This is a genomic window from Desulfomicrobium orale DSM 12838, from assembly GCF_001553625.1.
Lineage (GTDB): Bacteria > Desulfobacterota > Desulfovibrionia > Desulfovibrionales > Desulfomicrobiaceae > Desulfomicrobium > Desulfomicrobium orale.
Window position 1 is genome coordinate 715230 of the sequence record NZ_CP014230.1, and the last position, 18302, is coordinate 733531.

The window sequence follows — 18302 nt, forward strand, 5'->3', positions numbered from 1 at the left end:
ACGTTTACACTCGTTATTTTCTTTTGAAGAATCTTCCCAGCCTGTTAGAGAGCCAGCCTTCATCGGTACTGCGTTTTTTCCGTTCGAGCATGGCCTTGACCGCCGGAACATAGTTGGCGTCGTCTCTGCGGATATGGTTGAAAAGCCAGCTGTGCAGAAGGCCGTGCAGTTCCGCGGTGACGTTTTCCCCGCTCTTGAATCTGCAGTGAAACTCTCCCACCCGCTGCACAAAAATCTGGTGTACCTTCTTGTGCGGGTTGAAAAATTCGTACCCGGCATCTTCCATGAGGGTTTCCTCAAAGGCGAAATGGGACATGGTATAGTCCACAAGCTCGTCGATGACATTTCCGGCTTCCGCACTGGGACGAAAAGGATGCTGCGGCCCGATTCCTTCGAGAGCATTGATATATTCGAGGATCCTGCGATGCTGCTGGTCAATGATATCGATGCCAGTGTTCAGGTCGTCCTGCCATTCCAATCGAGCCATATATCCTCCGTATAAAAAATGGGTACTCAAGTTTCCAGCGGCATCAAGACGGCCCGCTGTTTCAAAAGCGCCCCGGCATGCGGCAGAAGTTTTTCCGGCAGACCGGATTCATAAAACCGAATTCTTCCTGCCTGCGCGTTCATTGAGTGCATCCTCCGCTCCCGGAAACTGGGCTGTTCCGGAAAATGCAAAAGCCCAGGCTTTTTTGTGCAGCTAAGCCACATTTCCTAGAGAACAGCGGGTCCCGGGTCAAGATGCATCCACGGCGGGCCTGAGAAAAAAGCAAAATATATGCCCATAATCATCATGCCCGAAAGCATTCATCGCTCTCGGACGAACCGGTTTCCACGAAATCACGGTATATCCTCCGGCCGAAGAGAATATCTGGCGGAACGCACCCGCTCCAGTTCTCCATCGACCCAGGAAAAACGGACGGCTCCGTAGCGGGCCGTGGTCAGCACGCGCATGCCCCGTTCCTCGCACGCGGCTACAACTTCGGGATGGGGAAACCTGAAACGATTGTCCGGCCCGCAGGCCGCCACGGCCCAGCCCGCGTCCACCGCTTCGTACAACCTTGGAGAAAGACTCGATCTGGAACCGTGGTGCGGCAGGATCAACACATCAGACTGAAGAGGCGCACTGCTGTTCAGCATTTCCCCCAGCGCCCGGCGCTCCGCATCGCCCGGCAGCAGGGCCAGACCTTTACCCCGCCAGACCAGCCGCAACACCAGGGAAGAGTCATTGCTTGAAACACCCCGATATTCACGGCCCGGATGCAGCACTTCCAGCCACAGATCCGGCCCCACGGAGATCCTGTCTCCACGGCGCAGCACGCGCACTAAGGTCTGATTCCGTTCAAGAAAACCTCTCAGCCGCCGGGAATCCTCCGTTTTATCCAGCAACCCCGTCCATCCGAAGAATCTCACGTCAAAAGTATCCAGAATATGAAACAGACCACGTACGTGATCCGCATCCATATGCGACAGAAAAACCATGTCCGCCCGGGGCGGATGATCCCAGGCCAGAGCCGGTCCCACCACCGCCCGCCCCGGATCGTAATCTGAGCCCCAGGCTCCGGCTCCGTCGAAAAGCAGGGTCCGGCCTGCGGCCGTCCGCACGAAAACGGCCTGACTCATGCCCGTATCCAGCACCGTCATCTCGATCCGGGAAGTCGCGGAGTTCAGCATTTGCCATGCAGCCGGAGCCGAAAGCAGCATCAGGCCCAGACCGAAAAAAGCCAGGCATCTGCCCCTGGATGGCCCCTGATGCGCCAACAGCGCACTGGCCGCCACGAGCACGGCCCAATAGCCGATAACTTCTACGCCGCATGGCCGCAGCACGGCCACCGCGTCGAGCCATCCACCCCTGTCCAGAACTTCCAGGCCGCAAGCCAGCGCGTCCACCGTCCACCCGGCCAGCCAGAAGCATGCGCCCGCGCCGCCATCCCAGAAAAAACTCAGGACGAGCCCCGCGAAACAAAGCGGCAGAGTGGCCAGGCTCAACACCGGCAACCAGACCAGATTGAGAAGCAAAAAAGGCGGAAACTCGGAAAAATAGAGCGCCTGTACCGGCAAGAGGAACAGATTGGCGCATACGGTCACGGCGGCGAGAGTGAGCGGAAACATGACCGGGGGAGGAATTTTTTCCCGCAGCCGGGACAGACTGAAAAGAGGCAGATACAGGACAATACCGGCCACGGCCAGAACCGACAGTTGCAGACTGACATCGTGCACCGCAGCCGGCTCCGGCAGGACGAGCAGACAGACCGCCCACAAAAGCGAGTCCTGCAGGCTGCGCCGCGTCCCGGACAACTGGTGCGCGGCCATGACCGCGAGCATGAGAAAAGCCCGTTGCAGGGACGGAGCGAACCCGCCCAGCCACAAATACGCGGCCGCCACAGGCAGGGCCAGGACAAGGCCCAGCTTCTGGCGGGGGATACGCAGCAGAACCGGCGGGCACATGGCTCCCAGCACCCAGGCCGCGCCGAATCCGAAAGCGGCCGCAATCCCCAGATGCAGCCCGGACAAGGCCAGACTGTGCGCCAGCCCGGCCCGGCGGATGCGGTCCATGAATTCCGGCTCCAGCCGCAGCCTGTCCCCGAAAAGCAAAGCCCGGACGGCCGCTCCGCCACCTTGCGGCAGCAGGGTTTCAATCCGGGCCATCAGCCGGGACCGCCCGGAGACATCCCCGGACCACTCAACGCCCTCATCCCCACGGGAATACGCGCGGTGCCAGACGTTTTCCCGCGCCCAGAAACTCTCCGGACCGGACAGGCCGAAATTCGCCCGGCCCTGAAGCTTGCGGATACGCAGCTTCGCCTCGAACCGGCTGCCCGTCCCAGGCGGGGCCGACACGCCTTCCAGCGTCCAGAGCAGCCGTCCCGGCAGGAAACTTCCGGACTCCGCATCCCGTACCTGCCCGGCGACGATGTTCACCCTGCCGCCGGGGTATGTGCGCACCTCTTCCACCACGCCGGAAACCCGCACCGTGGCGTTCCAGAATTCCGCGGGCGGGTTGTGACCGTTTCCGCCCACAGCCAGTCCGAGAAGAAACGCGCCCCCCAGAAAAAACGCTTCTTTCCCTCGAGCGGAAGCCAGCCCCAGAAGCAGGAGAGCCAGACAGGCGCTCCAGAAATACGCGGCACCCAGCAGACCGCAAGCATATCCCAGAAAAAGCCGCTGCCAGCCGAGCAACACCAGCGGACCGGAAGGATGGATGCCCGGTATCGTCCGGCGCGGCGGCACGTCCGCGCTCACTCCAGAAAGTGCCCGGCCACCCAGCACGTCTGCACCACCTTGCCGCCGGCTTCGTTCAGGACAAATTCGATATTTCCTCTTTCGTCCAGCCGGGGCTCGCATTTCTCGTTATTCCACAGAGTCAGCCAGCCCGGCCCCCACTCGGAATACGGAAAGGGCAGCGCCCCCACGCGATAGAGCCGCTCCACCGTCCAGCCTGCACCCTCCAGAGCGGACGCGTGCTCGCGCATCCAGGGCAGAGAGCGCTCTCCGGCTCTGGCCAGATCGCGGGAAACAAGAGGATGTTTCAGCAGCTCCCGCGTATTATCCAGTTCTTCGATAAAAGACATTTCATCCCTCCTTGCAAAAAAGTTTCCGCGAGCAGATTTCCGCTGAAAAGAGGCCCCCTGTCTGGACAAGATCCAGGGAGAGCGGCACAACCGGCACCGGCCGCCGCACTCTAGAGCCGCGCGGCCGAACTTTCCCCTCAACAGCATCACGGAGCGAGCATGTTTTCTCCCATGTCCGTCGCGGAGCGCATCCAGCCGCTGGATCCCGCGTATTTCAAACAGGCTCAGGCCCATCTCGACACGCAGACCAAGCCCCCGGGCAGCCTCGGCACGCTGGAACATATCGCCTGCCGTCTCGCGGCCATCCGTCAGGGTTCTCCACAGGCCGACCCGGCCCGGATCTATACCTGCGCGGGAGACCACGGCGTGGCCGGACAGAGCGTGAGCCTCTTTCCGCAGGAAGTGACCCGGCAGATGGTGGAAAATTTCATGCGGGGAGGCGCGGCCATCAACGTGCTGACCCGTACCGCGGGAGTGGACCTGAAAGTGGCGGATGCGGGCTGCCTGGGGGGCGGATTTCCCGATCATCCCGATCTTGTCCAGTGCAAGACGGCTCCGGGAACGGCGGATTTCACCACCGGCCCGGCCATGACCCGGCAGCAATGCCTGCAGGCCCTGGAAAACGGCGTGAATCTGGCCCGACAGGCCCATGCGGACGGCATCATCACCCTGGGCACCGGCGAGATGGGTATCGCCAATACCACTCCGGCCACGGCGCTGTTCTGTGCCTATCTGGGTCTTTCCCCCGCCTCCATCACCGGCCCGGGCACCGGCCTTTCCGAACGGGGCGTACAGCACAAAGTCCGCGTCATTGAAAACGCGCTGGACCTGCATGCACAAACCATCTCCTCCGCCGACCCCGTGGATATTCTGGCGGCCCTCGGCGGATTCGAGATCGCCACCCTCGCGGGCATGATTCTGGGCGGCGCAAGCCTGCGCATGGCCCTGGTCATCGACGGCTTCATCTCCACCAGCGCCTTTGTCGCGGCCCATGCCATCTGCCCTCTGACCAGGGAATACGCCTTTTTCTCCCACGCTTCGGCCGAACCGGGCTTCAAGGCGGTCATGGACGCCCTGAAAGCGTCCCCGCTTCTCCAGCTGGGCCTGCGTCTGGGAGAAGGCACCGGCGCGGCCATGGCCATTTTTCTGCTGCGTTGCGCAGCCAACATCTACAACGAAATGGCTACATTCGACACGGCGGGAGTGCACAGCGGGGCGTGAGCGCCTGCCCCGCCCGGGACGAACGCTTTTCTCTCGGCCGGTATTGACGAAGCGGGAAAAGAGCAGCACCGGAAGACAAACAGGAGGCCGATATGGATCAGCTCACGCACGTCGCCGCCATCATCGCCCTGACCATGGGCGCGGCCTGGGCCAGCGGCATCAATTTGTACGCGGCCATCTTCATGCTGGGCATCATGGGCATGACCGAAGGGGCGCAGTTGCCTCCGGGCCTGGAAATCCTCTCGCATCCGGCCGTGCTGGTGGCGGCGGGATTCATGTATGTCGTGGAGTTCGTTGCCGACAAGGTGCCGGGCGTGGATACCGGCTGGGATACGCTGCATACCTTCATCCGCATCCCGGCCGGAGCTGTGCTGGCCGCCGGGGCCGTGGGCACGGTGGACCCGGCCCTGACCCTGGCCGCGGCACTGGTGGGCGGCAGCGTGGCCGCGGCCTCCCATGCGGCCAAATCCGGAACGCGGATACTCATCAACACCTCGCCCGAACCCGTCAGCAACTGGGCGGCCTCCACAGCCGAAGATATCGGCGTGGTCGGCGGCCTGTGGCTGGCCGTCTACCATCCGTTCGTGTTTCTGACCCTCTTCGTGGCCTTCATCGCTTTCGTGATCTGGCTGCTGCCCAGAATCTGGGCTGGAGTGAAAAGAATCTTCCGCTTTCTGGCCGGACTGTTCCGTACCGGCAACGTACCGGGCGGTCAGGGACAATAACCGGCTGAAAAGGGGGTATTCCGGAAAGTTCGAACAACGTGGGCGGTTCCCGGCATAACGCTGCCCTCTGGGCAAAAGACAAGCGACCGGACGATCGCCCGCAATAAGCTTTCAGGCTGGACCGGCTATTTCTCCGCGCCTTCCCTCGCGGCCTCAACATGCTTCCGCAGGCCATCTTCCATTTCCACACGCACCGCGCCGTCGCCGGAACGCACATGTACATCCATCTGCGGAAAGGGAATTTCCACGCCGTGCTCCCGGAATTTGCGGTCAATGGCTTCCCGGATTTCCGATGACGCGGACACGCCCAGATCCACATGCCGGACCCAGAAACGCAGCGTGAAGTCCAGCGAACTGGCTCCGAAATTGGAAAAAATCACCGCCGGCTCGGGGCTGCTCAGAACCGCCGGATGCTCCGTGGCCGATTCCAGCAGCAGCTTCTTCACCAGCTGTATGTCCGACCCATAGGCCACGCCCACCAGCACGTCCCGCCGCATGCGCACATCGTTGCGATGGGTCCAGTTGGTCAGATTGTTGGCGATAAGCGTTGAATTGGGCACGAAAATCTTGGCGTTGTCGAAGGTCTGCACCTCGGTGTTGCGGATATTCACACTCATGACCTTGCCCCAGACCCCGTTGACCTCGATCACGTCTCCGGGCTGGATGGCCCGGTCGAACAACAGAATCAGGCCGCTGATGAAGTTGCTGATGATGGTCTGCATGCCGAAGCCGATGCCCACGGACAAACCGCCAGCAATAACGGCGAAATTGCTCAGGCTGATGCCAAGCAGATTCAGGCTCACCAGTCCGAAGAGCATCCACAGGCAGTACATGCCGATACGCTGCAGGGAGGCCGCCGCACCCCGGTCGATATTCTTCCACCCCAGACGATCCCCTGCCAGCACTGTTTTCCATACGGCAATCAGGGAGCGGACCACCTGGAAAAGAAGAAGCACCACGCCGAGCCGCAGAAAATTGAAGGAAAAATTCCCCCAGCTGAATTCCAGGGTGGAGAGTTTCTCGAAAACCACGCTGGTGCCCAGATTCACGGTGATCCAGGTGATCACCCCCAAAGCCGTGACCAGATAGACGAGCAGAGTCAGCGCCGTCACGCCCAGGTCCGCCGCCACGGCGCGCATGCCGGTCTTGTCCATGCGCTCGAAAAACACGCGCACCACACTGACAGCCCCCAAAGACAGCTGTATGGCCAAAGCCACCACGCCCCACAGCGTGCTGGCCAGAATGGCCAGATTGCCCCAGCCGAGGATGGCCACGGCCACCAGCACTGCCAGCACATAAGGATGCGCCCTGCGGATGAAGCGTTCATAACGCCGGACAGGCTGGATCATCCCGAAAAAGAGGCTGCTCAGCACCAGCAGAATGACCCACACCAGATGCTCGAACCAGTCCGGCAGGCGCAGCAGGTCCAGCAGGGCCACAGTGATCGACAGCACGCCCAGAGGCCAGAGAGGCTGCAATATCTGGCGGGGCGGAATGCCCTTCACGTTCCGGAAAACCCAGGCCAGGGCCTGTACGCCGATAAGCGCGAAAAAGTGCGTGCAGAACAGCAGAAACGAGGTCTGACGGACCTTGCCCGAAAAAAACGCGGCCAGCAGGGAAAGGCCCAGGGAAAGGCACAGGATGCCCAGGATCGCCGCGACCCGGCCTCTGGTGTGAATGTTTTCAAACAGCTTGTACAAGTGGCGGACGGCCACGCAGCTGACCACGATGAACGGCAGCCAGAACAGCGCGAAAGTCCCGGCCCAGCCCGGCTCTTCGGTAATGGCCGTGAACTGTTCCTCGGCGAAGGTCTTCATGTTGGCGTACCAGTCCGCGATGCCCGCGAGGCTGTTCTCTCCGGAGTCGGGCAGCAGGTGGAAAGTCTTCTTTTCCAGAAAATCCGCTTTCCAGATTTCGGTCAGTTGCGATTCAAAACTTGTGATCCAGCCGGAAACTCCGGTCTGCACGTCGCTGACGGAAGAATTGATCGCTTCCAGCTGCTCCCGCAGCGTCTTCATCTTTTTGGAGGCCGCATCCGCGCTCTTGCGCAGGGCCTGGATTTCTCCGCGCAAGGTGGCGTTCATGCCGGTGGTCCATTTGCGCTCCAGATCCTCGGACAGGGACTGGGCGACCTGCTGTTTCGCCGCCACATCCTTGCTCAGAAGTTCCAGCTGCTGGAACTCCTTGGTCAGGGAAATCTGGGCGTATCTGGCATCGGCCAGGGCCACGCGCATGTCGTAGGGATTGGTTTTGACCATGCGTGCGACCACTTCGAGGGTCTGTACGCGCTCCCGCGCCTTGGCCAGCATGTCCGTGATGACGGGCCGGCTCTGTTCCAGACGCTTCTGCAGGGCTTCCACATCACGGGAAAGGACGTCCGCCTCCTGGGTCTTGGTGCGGATGAACGCCGAGATCGCCGAGGACTCCGTATCGAAAAACTCCGCCCCCATGGCTGCCATGGGAGACAAAGCAAGAAACAGCACCAAAAGCAGGATGATTCGCTTCATTGACGTCCTCAAATCATCTGATGCGCGGCCCGCGCAATGACGGTCGATGTTCCGAAATTCTCCAATCCATGCAGCACGCCGGAACGAATTAAAGATAGCCCCAGCTTTTCAGGCGGGAATAGGCGTGCTCGGCCATTTCACCCTGATTGGTCGTCTTCAGGTAGCGGGCGTACTGTTCGGCCGCGTGCTGCTTGTCCTGCATGCCCTCATAGGCAAAACCCTTCAGGAAGATCGTGGCCGGATTGCCCGGCAAAAGCCGCTCGTAGTTGCTGAAATCGGTCAGGGCTGCGGCATAGTCCTTCTGCTGAATGGCCGCCACACCATGAATGTGATGCGCCTGAGCCTCGGCCGGGTAGCTCTTGCGGGCCTTGTCCGCATAGCCCCGCGCCGCCTTGGGATTTTTCTGCGCGATCTGGCATTTGGCCATCATGACCAACCCGGCGTAGTCGTCGGGAGAAATCTTCAGACCCCGGGCGTAACGATCCTCGGCCACGGCGTAGTCCTTGGAGGACATGGCCTTGTCCCCCTCCTGAAACAGCTTGAACATGGGAGCCAGCTTGCGCAGCCGGGCCGTGGAATCCATGTACCGCTCCCTGTTCAGGGACTGGCCCTTTCTGTCGCCAAAGCGGGTGCGGGAGGATTTCACGGCGGTTTCATACCGTTCCGAACTCATGGGATGGGTGGAAAACATGGTCTCGATGGCGCTCGGCTGACGCTTGTTCATGGACCGCAATACGTCCATGAGCCCGACCATGCCTTCGGGAGTGTATCCGGCCCGGACCATGTATTCCATGCCCAGATCGTCAGCCTGGCGCTCGTCGTCCCGGCTGTAGCTGGCCAGCAGCAGGCCCGCCCCTGCTCCGCCCAGGGTTCCGGCCAGGTCGCCCAGGGTCTTGCTCTTGGCTCCGGCCAGCAGCGTTGCACCGCCCACCAGGGCGCCCAGAAGCTTGCCCTTGGACATGCGGGCCGCCGTATGCCGGGCGTTCACATGCCCGAGCTCGTGCCCGAGCAGGGCGGCCAGCTCGGCTTCGTTGTCCAGCTCCGCCAGAATGCCCCGGGTCACGGCGATACTGCCGCCTGGAAAGGCGTAGGCATTGATGTAGGTCGCGTTCACCACATGAAAATTATAGGGCATATGCGGACGGTGGGAGACCCTGTCCAGAGCCGTACCCACACCCGCCACATAGGAATTCAAGGCGGAATCCTGGGTCTGGCCGTAGTCGGCCGAAAACTGGTGGGGAGAAGCCGTTTTATCGAGCCGGATCTCCTCACCTTCACCCATGAGCATAAACTGGCTCTGGCCGGTGACGGGATTGGCCGCGCAGCCCGCCGCCGTGGACAGGGCGGCCAGGGCCGAGAGCTTGATGAAGTCGCGGCGGGTGAGAGTGCCCGCATAGGCGCGGTTCGCGAAAGGCAACGGCATGGCGAATTCCTCCGGTTGAAGTCATGCGTTCCGCTACATCACCCGGTGGCAGGCTGACAACCCGGCTCCACACCGTCCGTCATTTTGCCTTGACATGGCGGAAGGTTCGAAACAAACGCCCGATTGAATTTGTATGGCTCTAGACCATCAGTTTTTGTTCTTTGCCACCAAAAGTCTGAGGCTGGTGAGAAGTTGTGGCAGCGCTCGATTGTAGCGCCGTTCACACTCCTTGAGGTGGAGCTCGAAATTCTGCTTCACGCCGTTAAACTTTGCCAGGCGGCGTTTTGTAAAGCTTCAGAATGCTCCGATGCCGTTGATGTGGACCGATTTTTTCGCAAACTGTCTGGATTTGTTGATGCGGAAATGTTTGTCGGGCCCACCACCAGCCCGTCATACCCTTTCAGCAGCCGGAATGGATAATGCTCTCAGGCGAAACCTTGCCCCTGATGATGGCTTGAAGCGTTTTGGCCGGGCAGTCCGTGGCCAGCTCTGTGTAAGCCGCTCCGTCACGCTCACAGATGCCGAAGACCGGCTGCTTGAGCGTGCCCCGGCCTCTTTTTCGAGGGCCGGGCCGGCCACGAACCCGGGCGGGCCAAAGAAACTTTCATCAACCTCAACCACACCGAGTAGTTACTCCTTTTGGGGTACCTGATGGAGATAAATTAAACGCCTGAAAACCAGAGAATACCTGTTCACGGTCTTTCTGTTCAGCTTCAGGAGCAGAGAGGTTCTGGCAGCGTCAATGTCGATGCCGAAGCATTCAATAATCTTTCCGACTATCGACTTAACCTGCTGTTTTCAAACATTTTTCTAGTCTGCCAGACGATAGTCTGATGGTCTAGAACCTTTCATTTTAGAGACGTCATGGAAAAAGAAAAACCGCTCAGGGAAAAACTGCTGGCGGCCGCGTCCGAAGCATTCGTGCGGAAAGGCTTCCATAGGGCCACCATCGCCGGGATCTGCGAGCGCGTTAAAGCCAATATCACCGCCGTGAACTATTATTTCGGGACCAGGGATGCCCTCTACCAGGAAACCTGGTGGCACTGCCTGACCGAATCCATGCGCAAGCATCCGCCGGACGGCGACATCAGTCCCGACGCTCCCGCCGAGGAGCGCCTGCGCGGCCAGATGCGGGCGCTCACGGAAAGGCTGACTGACCCGGAAACCAAGGATTTTTTCATCTCCCAGATGGAAATCGTCAATCCCACGGGGCTGTTGCGGGAAGCCATGCACAAGGAGCTCAATCCCCTCTGGGAGAAAGCCCTGTCCGTGGTGCGTGAACTGCTCAGACCCGATGCCGGAGAACAGAAAATTTATTTTTGCGGGTCATGCATCGCGAGCGTGTGCATTCAACCCATGCTCATGCTGCGCATGCGGCAGAATTTCGGCGGCGGGACCGGAGACGGGCGGCCATGAGCGTGCGCTTGCTGCTCTTGCCTGTTGTGCTTGCCTTGGCGGGATGCGCATCCGTGGGGCTGGATTACGCTCCGCCCCGCCTGGATATGCCGGTTGGCTGGAGCCAGGCCGAAGACACGGACACCATCACTACCGCTTCACCGGATGACATCGGCCGGTGGTGGAAACGTCTCGGCGACCCGCTGCTGGCCCGGCTCGTAGAAGAGGCTCTGGAAGCCAGCCCCGGCATGCGTCTGGCCGTGACCCGGCTGCGCGAGGCCCGTGCGCGCCGCGCCGTGGCCCTGGCCGGATTTTTTCCGTCCGTCAGCGCCACGGGCCGTGCAACCCGAAGCCAGTCCAGCAAGGAAAGCGGTTCCGGCCGGATCGGTGAATTGTACAATGCCGGTCTTGACGCCTCCTGGGAGGTGGACGTCTTCGGCGGTGTCCGCCGAAGCCTTGAGGCCGCAACGGCTGATACCGAATCTGCCGAAGCCTCTTTGGATCAGGCGCGGGTTTCCCTCGCCGCCGAAGTGGCGCTTAATTATGTGATGGTGCGCGGTTTTCAGGAAAGACTGCGCATTGCCCGTGACAATCTCAGCAGCCAGTCTGAAACTCTGGAAATCACCATGTGGCGGGCCGAGGCCGGTCTTGCCGGGGATGTGGATGTGGAGCGGGCGCGTGGTGATTGTGAGCAGACTCGGGCCCGGCTCCCCGTTCTGGAAGCCAGTCTGGCCGAGGCACGGCACGCTCTGGAGACGCTCTTGGGCAAAGCGCCCGGCGCCCTGGCCGAACGGCTGGGCTCCGGCGGCGAATTGCCCGTGGTTCCCCACCGGTTCGCCGTGGGCATCCCGGCCGACACGCTGCGTCAGCGTCCGGATATCCGGGCGGCGGAACGCTCCCTGGCCGCGGAAACGGCTCGCGTGGGCGTGGCCGAAGCGGCCCGTTATCCGTCCCTGACGCTTTCCGGCAGCATCGGTCTCGAAGCGCTGACCCCGGGTGGCCTCGGCGGAACGGATGCGGCGGCATGGTCCCTTTTGTCCGGCATTACCGCGCCGGTCTTCAATGCGGGCAAGCTTCGCAATCAGGTGGAAATTCAGGACGCCGTACGGGAACGGGCCGCCGTCGCCTACGAACAGGCCGTACTCACAGCGCTGCGGGAAGTGGAAGACGCGCTGTCCGGCCTGTTGCGGAGCCGGGAACGGGCCGTGGCTCTGACCGATGCTGTCGCGGCCGCGAGCCGCGCGGCGGAATTGGCGCGGTGGAACTATGAGGCCGGATTGAAGGATTTCCAGATGGTGCTCGAAACCCGGCGCACCCTGCTGTCCGTGGAGGACAGTCTGGCCGAGAGCCGGGCGGACGCCGTGACCTCCGTCATCAAACTGTACAAGGCCCTCGGCGGAGGATGGTCCGCGCAATCCGGGCCGGACCCGGCACTCTGAGGAACAAAAAACATGAACGACAACACACGTCAGGGCGAAGCCCTGAGACAACTCATTGCGGCGCATTCCTCCGGCCGTTCCAGACGCCGTTGGATATGGCTGGCCGTGATCTTTCTGACCCTCGCCGGAGCGGCTGCGGGATATTTCATGCGTTCCGGAAATGACGCGGCAAGGCCCCGCTTCAAGACCGAGGCGGCGGCCATCGGACAACTGGTGGTCAGGATTTCGGCCACGGGCAACCTGGAGCCCACCAACCAAGTGGATGTGGGCAGCGAACTTTCCGGTATCGTGGATGAGGTGCTGGTGGACATCAACGACCGCGTCCAGGAAGGCCAGGTCGTCGCGCGCCTGAACACCGCCACGCTGCAGGACGCGGTGACCAGGTCCAAAGCCAGTCTGGCCATGGCCGAGGCCCAAGTGGTGCAGATGCGGGCCACCCTGTCTGAAACCCGCACCGCACTGAATCGTTACCGCGACGTGTCGCGTCTCTCCGGCGGCAAGGCTCCGGCCAGGACCGAGATGGACGCGGCCGAGGCCGCTTTCAGGCGGGCCGAGGCCAATGTGGCCAGTGCCGAGGCGAGCGTGGTCCAGTCCAAGGCGGAACTGCGCTCCGCCGAAACCAATCTGTCCAAGGCGAGCATCCGCTCCCCCATCAGCGGCGTGGTCCTGAAGCGCAAGATAGAACCGGGGCAGACCGTGGCCGCGTCGTTCGAGGCGCCGGTGCTCTTCACGCTGGCCGAAAACCTGTCCACCATGAAACTGCAGGTTGACGTGGACGAGGCCGATGTCGGCAAAGTCAGCGAAGGGCAGAGCGCCACCTTTACAGTCGATGCCTGGCCCGGCCGCCAGTACAACGCCACCGTCACCAGAGTCAGCTACGGAGCGCAGACGAAAGACGGAGTCGTCTCCTATCTGACCGTTCTGGCGGTGACCAATGAAGATCTGTCCCTGCGGCCCGGCATGACCGGAAACGCCGAGATCACCACCCTGACGCGCGACAAGGTTTTGCTTGTGCCCAACGCGGCCCTGCGTTTCACGCCGCCGACGGGTGATCCGGCAAAGCAGTCCTCCGACCTGATGGACTCGTTCATGCCCCGGCCGCCGCAGCCGGCTCCCAAAACCCAGGCCGTCAACGCCTTTTCGCCCCATGTCTGGGTGTTGCGCGGCGGGCTGCCGGAGGCCGTCGCCATCCGTACCGGCGCCACCAACGGATACATGACCGAAGTGACCGGCGGAGAACTGCGGGAAGGCATGGAGGTCATCACGGAATCCTTGGTAAACGCGTCATGAGCAGTCCTCTCATCCGGCTGTCCGGCGTCACCAAGACCTACGGGCAGGGACGCCTTGCCTTCCAGGCCCTGAAGGGCATCGACCTGTCCGTCGAAAACGGGGATTTCGTGGCAGTCATGGGGCCGAGCGGCTCCGGCAAGTCCACGACCATGAACATTCTGGGCTGTCTCGACACACCTTCCGGCGGCACCTACGAATTCCTGGGCGTGCCTGTCGAACGTCTGGAGCGGGATCAGCGCGCGCTGTTGCGGCGGCATTTTCTCGGCTTCGTGTTCCAGGGCTTCAATCTGCTGGCACGCACCACGGCTCTGGAAAACGTGGAACTGCCGCTCATCTATCGCGGTCACGCCGCATCCGAGCGCCGCACCCTGGCCCGCGCCGCCCTGAAACAGGTCGGGCTGGAAGGCTGGGAGCACCACACGCCGGCCGAACTGTCCGGCGGGCAGCAGCAGCGCGTGGCCATCGCCCGGGCCATAGTCACTTCGCCTTCGGTGCTGCTGGCCGACGAACCCACGGGAAATCTGGACACGCGCACCAGCGAGGAAATCATGGATCTGATCGTCTCCTTCAACCGCGACCAAGGCATCACCGTGCTCATGGTCACCCATGAACCCGGCATCGCGGCCTATGCGCGGCGCGTGGTGCGTTTCGTGGACGGACGGGTGGACAGCGACTGCCGCAATGGAGAAACCGCCTGATGCTCTGGAACACACTTCTTCTTGCCATGCGCGCCATCCGCCGCAATCTCATGCGCTCCTTTCTGACCATTCTGGGCATCGTCATCGGCGTGGCCGCCGTCATCACCATGGTCACTCTGGGCAACGGAGCCACCAAATCCGTGTCCGACGAAATTTCCAGCATGGGCAGCAATCTGGTCATGGTCAGTCCGGGCCAGCGTTTCGGACCGGGTTCCGGCTCCGCCCCGAAGTTCAAATCCGCCGACGCGGACGCCGTGCGCAGCCAGATTTCCGACGCCGAATACGTCGTCCCGCAGGTCCGGACCTCCGGAACCACCGTGTACCAGGCCAACAACTGGTCCACTGAGATCTGCGGCGCCACGGAAGATTATTTTCCGTCGGGCAACTGGAAACTGAGCGCCGGGCGCGTTTTCAGCGACACCGAGGAGCGGGCCGGCAAGGCCGTTTGCGTCATCGGGGAAACAGTGCGGGAAAAACTCTTCGGCGGTCAGAATCCCGTGGGCAGCGAGATCCGCGTCAATCAGTTTTCCTGCGAAATTGTCGGAGTGCTCAAGTCCAAGGGACAGTCGGGCATGGGTTCGGATCAGGACGACGTGGTGGTCATGCCCCTGCGCACGGTGCAGCGCAGGCTGACGGGCAGTCAGGACATCCAGTTCCTGAGCCTGTCCGTCCGGGACGGGGCATCCATCGACGCCGTCAAGGAGCAGCTCACGCTGCTTTTGAGAGAACGGCGCAATATCGGAGAGAACGAGGATGACGATTTTCAGGTCATGGATACCCGCCAGCTGGCCGAGGTCCTGACCGGCACCACCAGGGTGCTGACGATGCTGCTCGGAGCGGTGGCCGCCGTGAGTCTGCTGGTGGGCGGCATCGGCATCATGAATATCATGCTCGTTTCGGTCACGGAGCGGACCCGCGAAATCGGGGTCCGTCTGGCCATCGGCGCTCTGGAGCGGGAGGTGCTGATGCAGTTTCTCATCGAGGCCGTGGTGCTGTCGAGCCTCGGAGGACTGGCCGGAATCGCGCTGGCCATGGCCGCGTCCAGAATTCTGGCCGGGATCATGGGCGTGCCCTATATTTTCGATCCGCTCATCAACATCGTCTCGTTTCTGTTCTCGGCGGCCATCGGGGTCATTTTCGGCTACTTCCCGGCGCGGCGCGCGGCCGGACTCAATCCCATAGACGCCCTGCGGCATGAATAGGGCGCCTGCCGTCCGAAATGCCCGCTTGCGCAAAGCGCGCTCCGCGAAGATTTGAGCGAGAATCCCCGTGGGCACTGGCATTACCGCCAGCGGGATGTCACCCGCTCAAAACGGCGAATAGGTCCTTCTGGAAAATCACCGGCTTCTAACCCATCCCACCTTGAATGGGCGTCCGTCCACGCCGACACGCAGCAGGCAATAGTGGTCGGCGTCGGCTAACTCAATGGTAATATCCGGGTTCTTTCCCGGCGGTTATACAAGCCGGGTCGCAAAAACTTGAAGCACTTGAGCCTCGGGCATGAACTTATGAAGCGTTTCCAGCGATTCCGGATAGTTTCCGCTCCGGACTCTGTAAAATTCAATGGATTGAACCAACGAAGTAATCGTGGTTTCCGAGAGCTGCTTCTGCAGATCATCGTAAACTCCGCCGCGTTGCACAAATCCGAAGTAAAAAAGAGCCGGGCAAAGGATAATTGTGCAGGCTATTCCCCCGAATCCGGCCAGCGCAAGCGTCCGGCCTCCCGCCTTGCCATATGATGGCGATGACACCGAAAGGCACGTCGATCAGGGGAATGAAAGACATGCCGCCCAGGATGAACGGAAACGCGCTCAGTTTTTTCTGTTATTCTTCCATGATGTTCTTCCCCCTGTGGGTTCTCAGCTTTCGCTCTGCCGGTCCAGGCCCCGGTAGTTCAGGGCCTCGGCCAGATGCTGCACGGTCAGGGCGTCTTCCCCGGCCATGTCGGCGATGGTCCGGGCAATGCGCAGCACGCGGGTGAAGGCCCTGGCCGACATGCCCAGACGCTGTACGGCCTTCTCCAGAAAAGCGTGCTCAGCCTCCGTCACCGGGCAGAACCGCTCCAGCCATTTGCCCGACAATTCGGAGTTGGAGGAAAAATGCAGCCCGGCGTACCGCGCGCGCTGCACCGCCCTGGCCGCGTCGATGCGTTCACGCATGGCGGCAGAGCCCACCTGCCCCGCACCACGCTTCAGATCCCGGTACGGTACGGCCGGGACTTCCACATGCAGGTCGATGCGGTCCAGAAGGGGCCCGGAAAGCCGGGAACGGTACCGCTGCACCTGCACGGCCGAACAGGAGCACACATGTTGCGGGTCACCCAGATAGCCGCACGGGCACGGGTTCATGGCCGCCACCAGCATCACGTTGCCCGGATACTCCAGAGACACGGCGGCCCGGGCGATGGTCACCCGCCCCTCTTCGAGGGGCTGCCGCAGAACTTCCAGCACATGTTTTCTGAATTCCGGCAGCTCGTCCAGAAAGAGCACTCCACGATGGGCCAGCGACAGCTCCCCCGGACGCGGATACTGTCCGCCGCCGATGAGCCCGGCATCGGAAATGGTATGGTGGGGAGAACGGAACGGACGGGAGACGATGAGCGCATGGCCTGAAGGCAGCCTGCCCGCAGCGGAATGAACCTTGGTCACTTCCAGGGCCTCGGCGAAGGTCAGAGGCGGCAGGACCGTGGGAATACGGCTGGCCAGCATGGTTTTGCCGCTGCCCGGCGGGCCGATGAAAAGCAGATTGTGGTTTCCGGCGCAGGCGATCTCGATGGCCCGCTTGGCCCGCTCCTGCCCCTTGACCTCGGCGAAGTCCTGCATGAACCGCGTGCGGCCGCTCCAGAGGTCGTCCACCTCGCAGCTCAGGGCAGGCACATCCTCTTCGCCCAGAACGAAACGCACCACCTGTCCCAGAGAAGAGCACGCATGTACGGGAAGCTCCTGAACCACGGCCGCTTCCGGCCCGTTTCCGGCCGGAACCACAATGCCCCGCGCTCCGGCCTCGCGGGCGCGCAGGGCCAAAGACAGCGCGCCGGGGACGGGTTTGAGTTCCCCGGAAAGGGAAAGCTCCCCGACCAGATAGAGGCCCGAGAGCTTTTCCTGCGGCACCACTTCCGCTCCCGCCAGCAGCCCCAGGGCCAGCGGCAGGTCATAGGCCGACCCTTCCTTGCGGATATCGGCCGGGGCCATGTTCACGGTGATGCGGCTGGGCGGCAGCCGGAATCCCGAATTCTTCAGAGCCGAGAAAACCCGTTCCTTGCTTTCCCGCACCGCCCCTTCGGCCAGACCAACCATGGTGAAGGCCGGTATGCCCGCGCGCGCCAGATCCACTTCCAGCTCGATGGAAAACCCGTCGATGCCGTGGAGGGCGGCGGTGGCGACCTTGGCGATCATCTCATTCCACCAGCTGGCCGATGCGCTCCCAGCGGATGCTGAACAGGCTTTCCCAGGACCAGTACAGAATGAGGGCCTTGCCCGCGATGGTCTTGCGCTCGACAAAACCCCAGAAGCGGGAATCGTAGGATTCGTCACGGTTGTCGCCGAGAACGAAATACTTGCCCTCCGGCACGGTGATGGGGCCGAAATTGTCCCGCTGGGGCACAATGGCGGAGTGCACGTGCTGCACGTAGGGCTCGTTCAGCATTTCCCCGTTGCGGAAGACCTGTTTGTCCCGGATTTCGATCACGTCACCGGGCGTGCCGATGACCCGCTTGATGAAATCCTTGGAGGGGTCCTCCGGAAACTCGAAGACGATGATGTCTCCGTGCCGGGGGCCTTCGCGCTCGTAAACCATGATGTTGGTGAAGGGGATCTTCACGCCGTAGGCGAATTTGGTCACCAGCAGATGGTCGCCGATCTGAAGCGTCTGCAGCATGGAGCCGGATGGGATCTTGAACGCCTGGATCACGAAGGAACGGATGAAAAAGGCCAGCACCAGCGCCACGATGAGCGCTTCGGCATATTCCTTGAGCATTGTCTGCCAACGGGGATTCATATGTCTGCCTGATCGGTGTTGAGGGGTAGGGAAGAT

Annotated in this window: 14 protein-coding genes and 1 pseudogene; 7 read left to right on the forward strand and 8 right to left on the reverse strand. The window is 61.8% G+C overall.

Translation table 11 applies throughout. The features are described 5' to 3' along the window. Positions 1-13 precede the first annotated feature (13 nt). The 3 genes from AXF15_RS03185 to AXF15_RS03195 form a co-directional block, all read right to left on the reverse strand. The gene (locus AXF15_RS03185; RefSeq protein WP_066603235.1) at positions 14-487 is read right to left on the reverse strand and encodes a bacteriohemerythrin; all 474 of its coding nucleotides are present in this window, start codon (positions 485-487) and stop codon (positions 14-16) included. Positions 488-840: 353 nt separating this feature from the next. Continuing rightward, positions 841-3270 (reverse strand): DNA internalization-related competence protein ComEC/Rec2, encoded by a 2430-nt coding sequence (locus AXF15_RS03190; protein ID WP_211259003.1) that lies wholly within the window; start codon positions 3268-3270, stop codon positions 841-843. Then, positions 3240-3572: a hypothetical protein gene (locus AXF15_RS03195; protein WP_066603240.1), complete on the reverse strand. Its 333-nt coding sequence runs from the start codon at positions 3570-3572 to the stop codon at positions 3240-3242. The genes AXF15_RS03190 and AXF15_RS03195 overlap by 31 nt, the downstream gene beginning before the upstream one ends. Positions 3573-3731: 159 nt before the next feature. On the opposite strand from AXF15_RS03195, the gene cobT reads away from it, so the two are divergent. Together cobT and AXF15_RS03205 are read left to right on the forward strand one after the other, a co-directional pair. Next, positions 3732-4793 carry a nicotinate-nucleotide--dimethylbenzimidazole phosphoribosyltransferase gene (gene cobT / locus AXF15_RS03200; RefSeq protein ID WP_066603243.1) on the forward strand — a complete coding sequence of 354 codons (1062 nt, stop codon included), beginning with the start codon at positions 3732-3734 and terminating at the stop codon, positions 4791-4793. 92 nt (positions 4794-4885) lie between these two features. Continuing rightward, complete coding sequence (locus AXF15_RS03205; RefSeq protein ID WP_066603245.1) at positions 4886-5518, forward strand: DUF4126 domain-containing protein; 633 nt, start codon at positions 4886-4888, stop codon at positions 5516-5518. A gap of 125 nt (positions 5519-5643) precedes the next feature. Here the strand turns inward: AXF15_RS03205 and AXF15_RS03210 are convergent, their stop codons facing one another. The 3 genes and pseudogenes from AXF15_RS03210 to AXF15_RS13360 all read right to left on the reverse strand — a co-directional run bounded on the left by AXF15_RS03210 (position 5644) and on the right by AXF15_RS13360 (position 10254). Continuing rightward, positions 5644-8025 carry a mechanosensitive ion channel family protein gene (locus AXF15_RS03210; RefSeq protein ID WP_066603246.1) on the reverse strand — a complete coding sequence of 794 codons (2382 nt, stop codon included), beginning with the start codon at positions 8023-8025 and terminating at the stop codon, positions 5644-5646. Between the two features lie 88 nt (positions 8026-8113). Further along, a complete protein-coding gene (locus tag AXF15_RS03215; protein WP_066603248.1) occupies positions 8114-9448 on the reverse strand; it encodes a M48 family metalloprotease in 1335 nt (444 codons plus the stop codon). 147 nt (positions 9449-9595) lie between these two features. Next, positions 9596-10254, reverse strand: a pseudogene (locus AXF15_RS13360) (IS1595 family transposase). A gap of 58 nt (positions 10255-10312) precedes the next feature. Here AXF15_RS13360 and AXF15_RS03220 point away from each other — a divergent pair. Genes AXF15_RS03220 through AXF15_RS03240 form a run of 5 tightly spaced genes read left to right on the forward strand, consistent with a single transcriptional unit; the run spans position 10313 to position 15472 of the window. Then, the gene (locus tag AXF15_RS03220; protein WP_066603249.1) at positions 10313-10864 is read left to right on the forward strand and encodes a TetR/AcrR family transcriptional regulator; all 552 of its coding nucleotides are present in this window, start codon (positions 10313-10315) and stop codon (positions 10862-10864) included. Next, positions 10861-12282 carry an efflux transporter outer membrane subunit gene (locus tag AXF15_RS03225; RefSeq protein ID WP_066603251.1) on the forward strand — a complete coding sequence of 474 codons (1422 nt, stop codon included), beginning with the start codon at positions 10861-10863 and terminating at the stop codon, positions 12280-12282. Before AXF15_RS03220 ends, AXF15_RS03225 begins: the two co-directional genes overlap by 4 nt. A gap of 12 nt (positions 12283-12294) precedes the next feature. Further along, positions 12295-13572 carry an efflux RND transporter periplasmic adaptor subunit gene (locus tag AXF15_RS03230; RefSeq protein ID WP_066603253.1) on the forward strand — a complete coding sequence of 426 codons (1278 nt, stop codon included), beginning with the start codon at positions 12295-12297 and terminating at the stop codon, positions 13570-13572. After that, positions 13569-14270, forward strand: coding sequence for an ABC transporter ATP-binding protein (locus tag AXF15_RS03235; RefSeq protein ID WP_066603256.1), 702 nt, complete (start codon positions 13569-13571; stop codon positions 14268-14270). The genes AXF15_RS03230 and AXF15_RS03235 overlap by 4 nt, the downstream gene beginning before the upstream one ends. Continuing rightward, positions 14270-15472, forward strand: a complete 1203-nt coding sequence (locus tag AXF15_RS03240; protein WP_066603259.1) for an ABC transporter permease — start codon at positions 14270-14272, stop codon at positions 15470-15472. Before AXF15_RS03235 ends, AXF15_RS03240 begins: the two co-directional genes overlap by 1 nt. A gap of 657 nt (positions 15473-16129) precedes the next feature. Here the strand turns inward: AXF15_RS03240 and AXF15_RS03245 are convergent. Both AXF15_RS03245 and lepB read right to left on the reverse strand, forming a co-directional pair. Continuing rightward, positions 16130-17665, reverse strand: coding sequence for a YifB family Mg chelatase-like AAA ATPase (locus AXF15_RS03245; RefSeq protein ID WP_066603261.1), 1536 nt, complete (start codon positions 17663-17665; stop codon positions 16130-16132). Between the two features lies 1 nt (position 17666). Then, a complete protein-coding gene (gene lepB / locus AXF15_RS03250) occupies positions 17667-18266 on the reverse strand; it encodes a signal peptidase I (RefSeq protein ID WP_066603264.1) in 600 nt (199 codons plus the stop codon). Positions 18267-18302 lie beyond the last annotated feature (36 nt).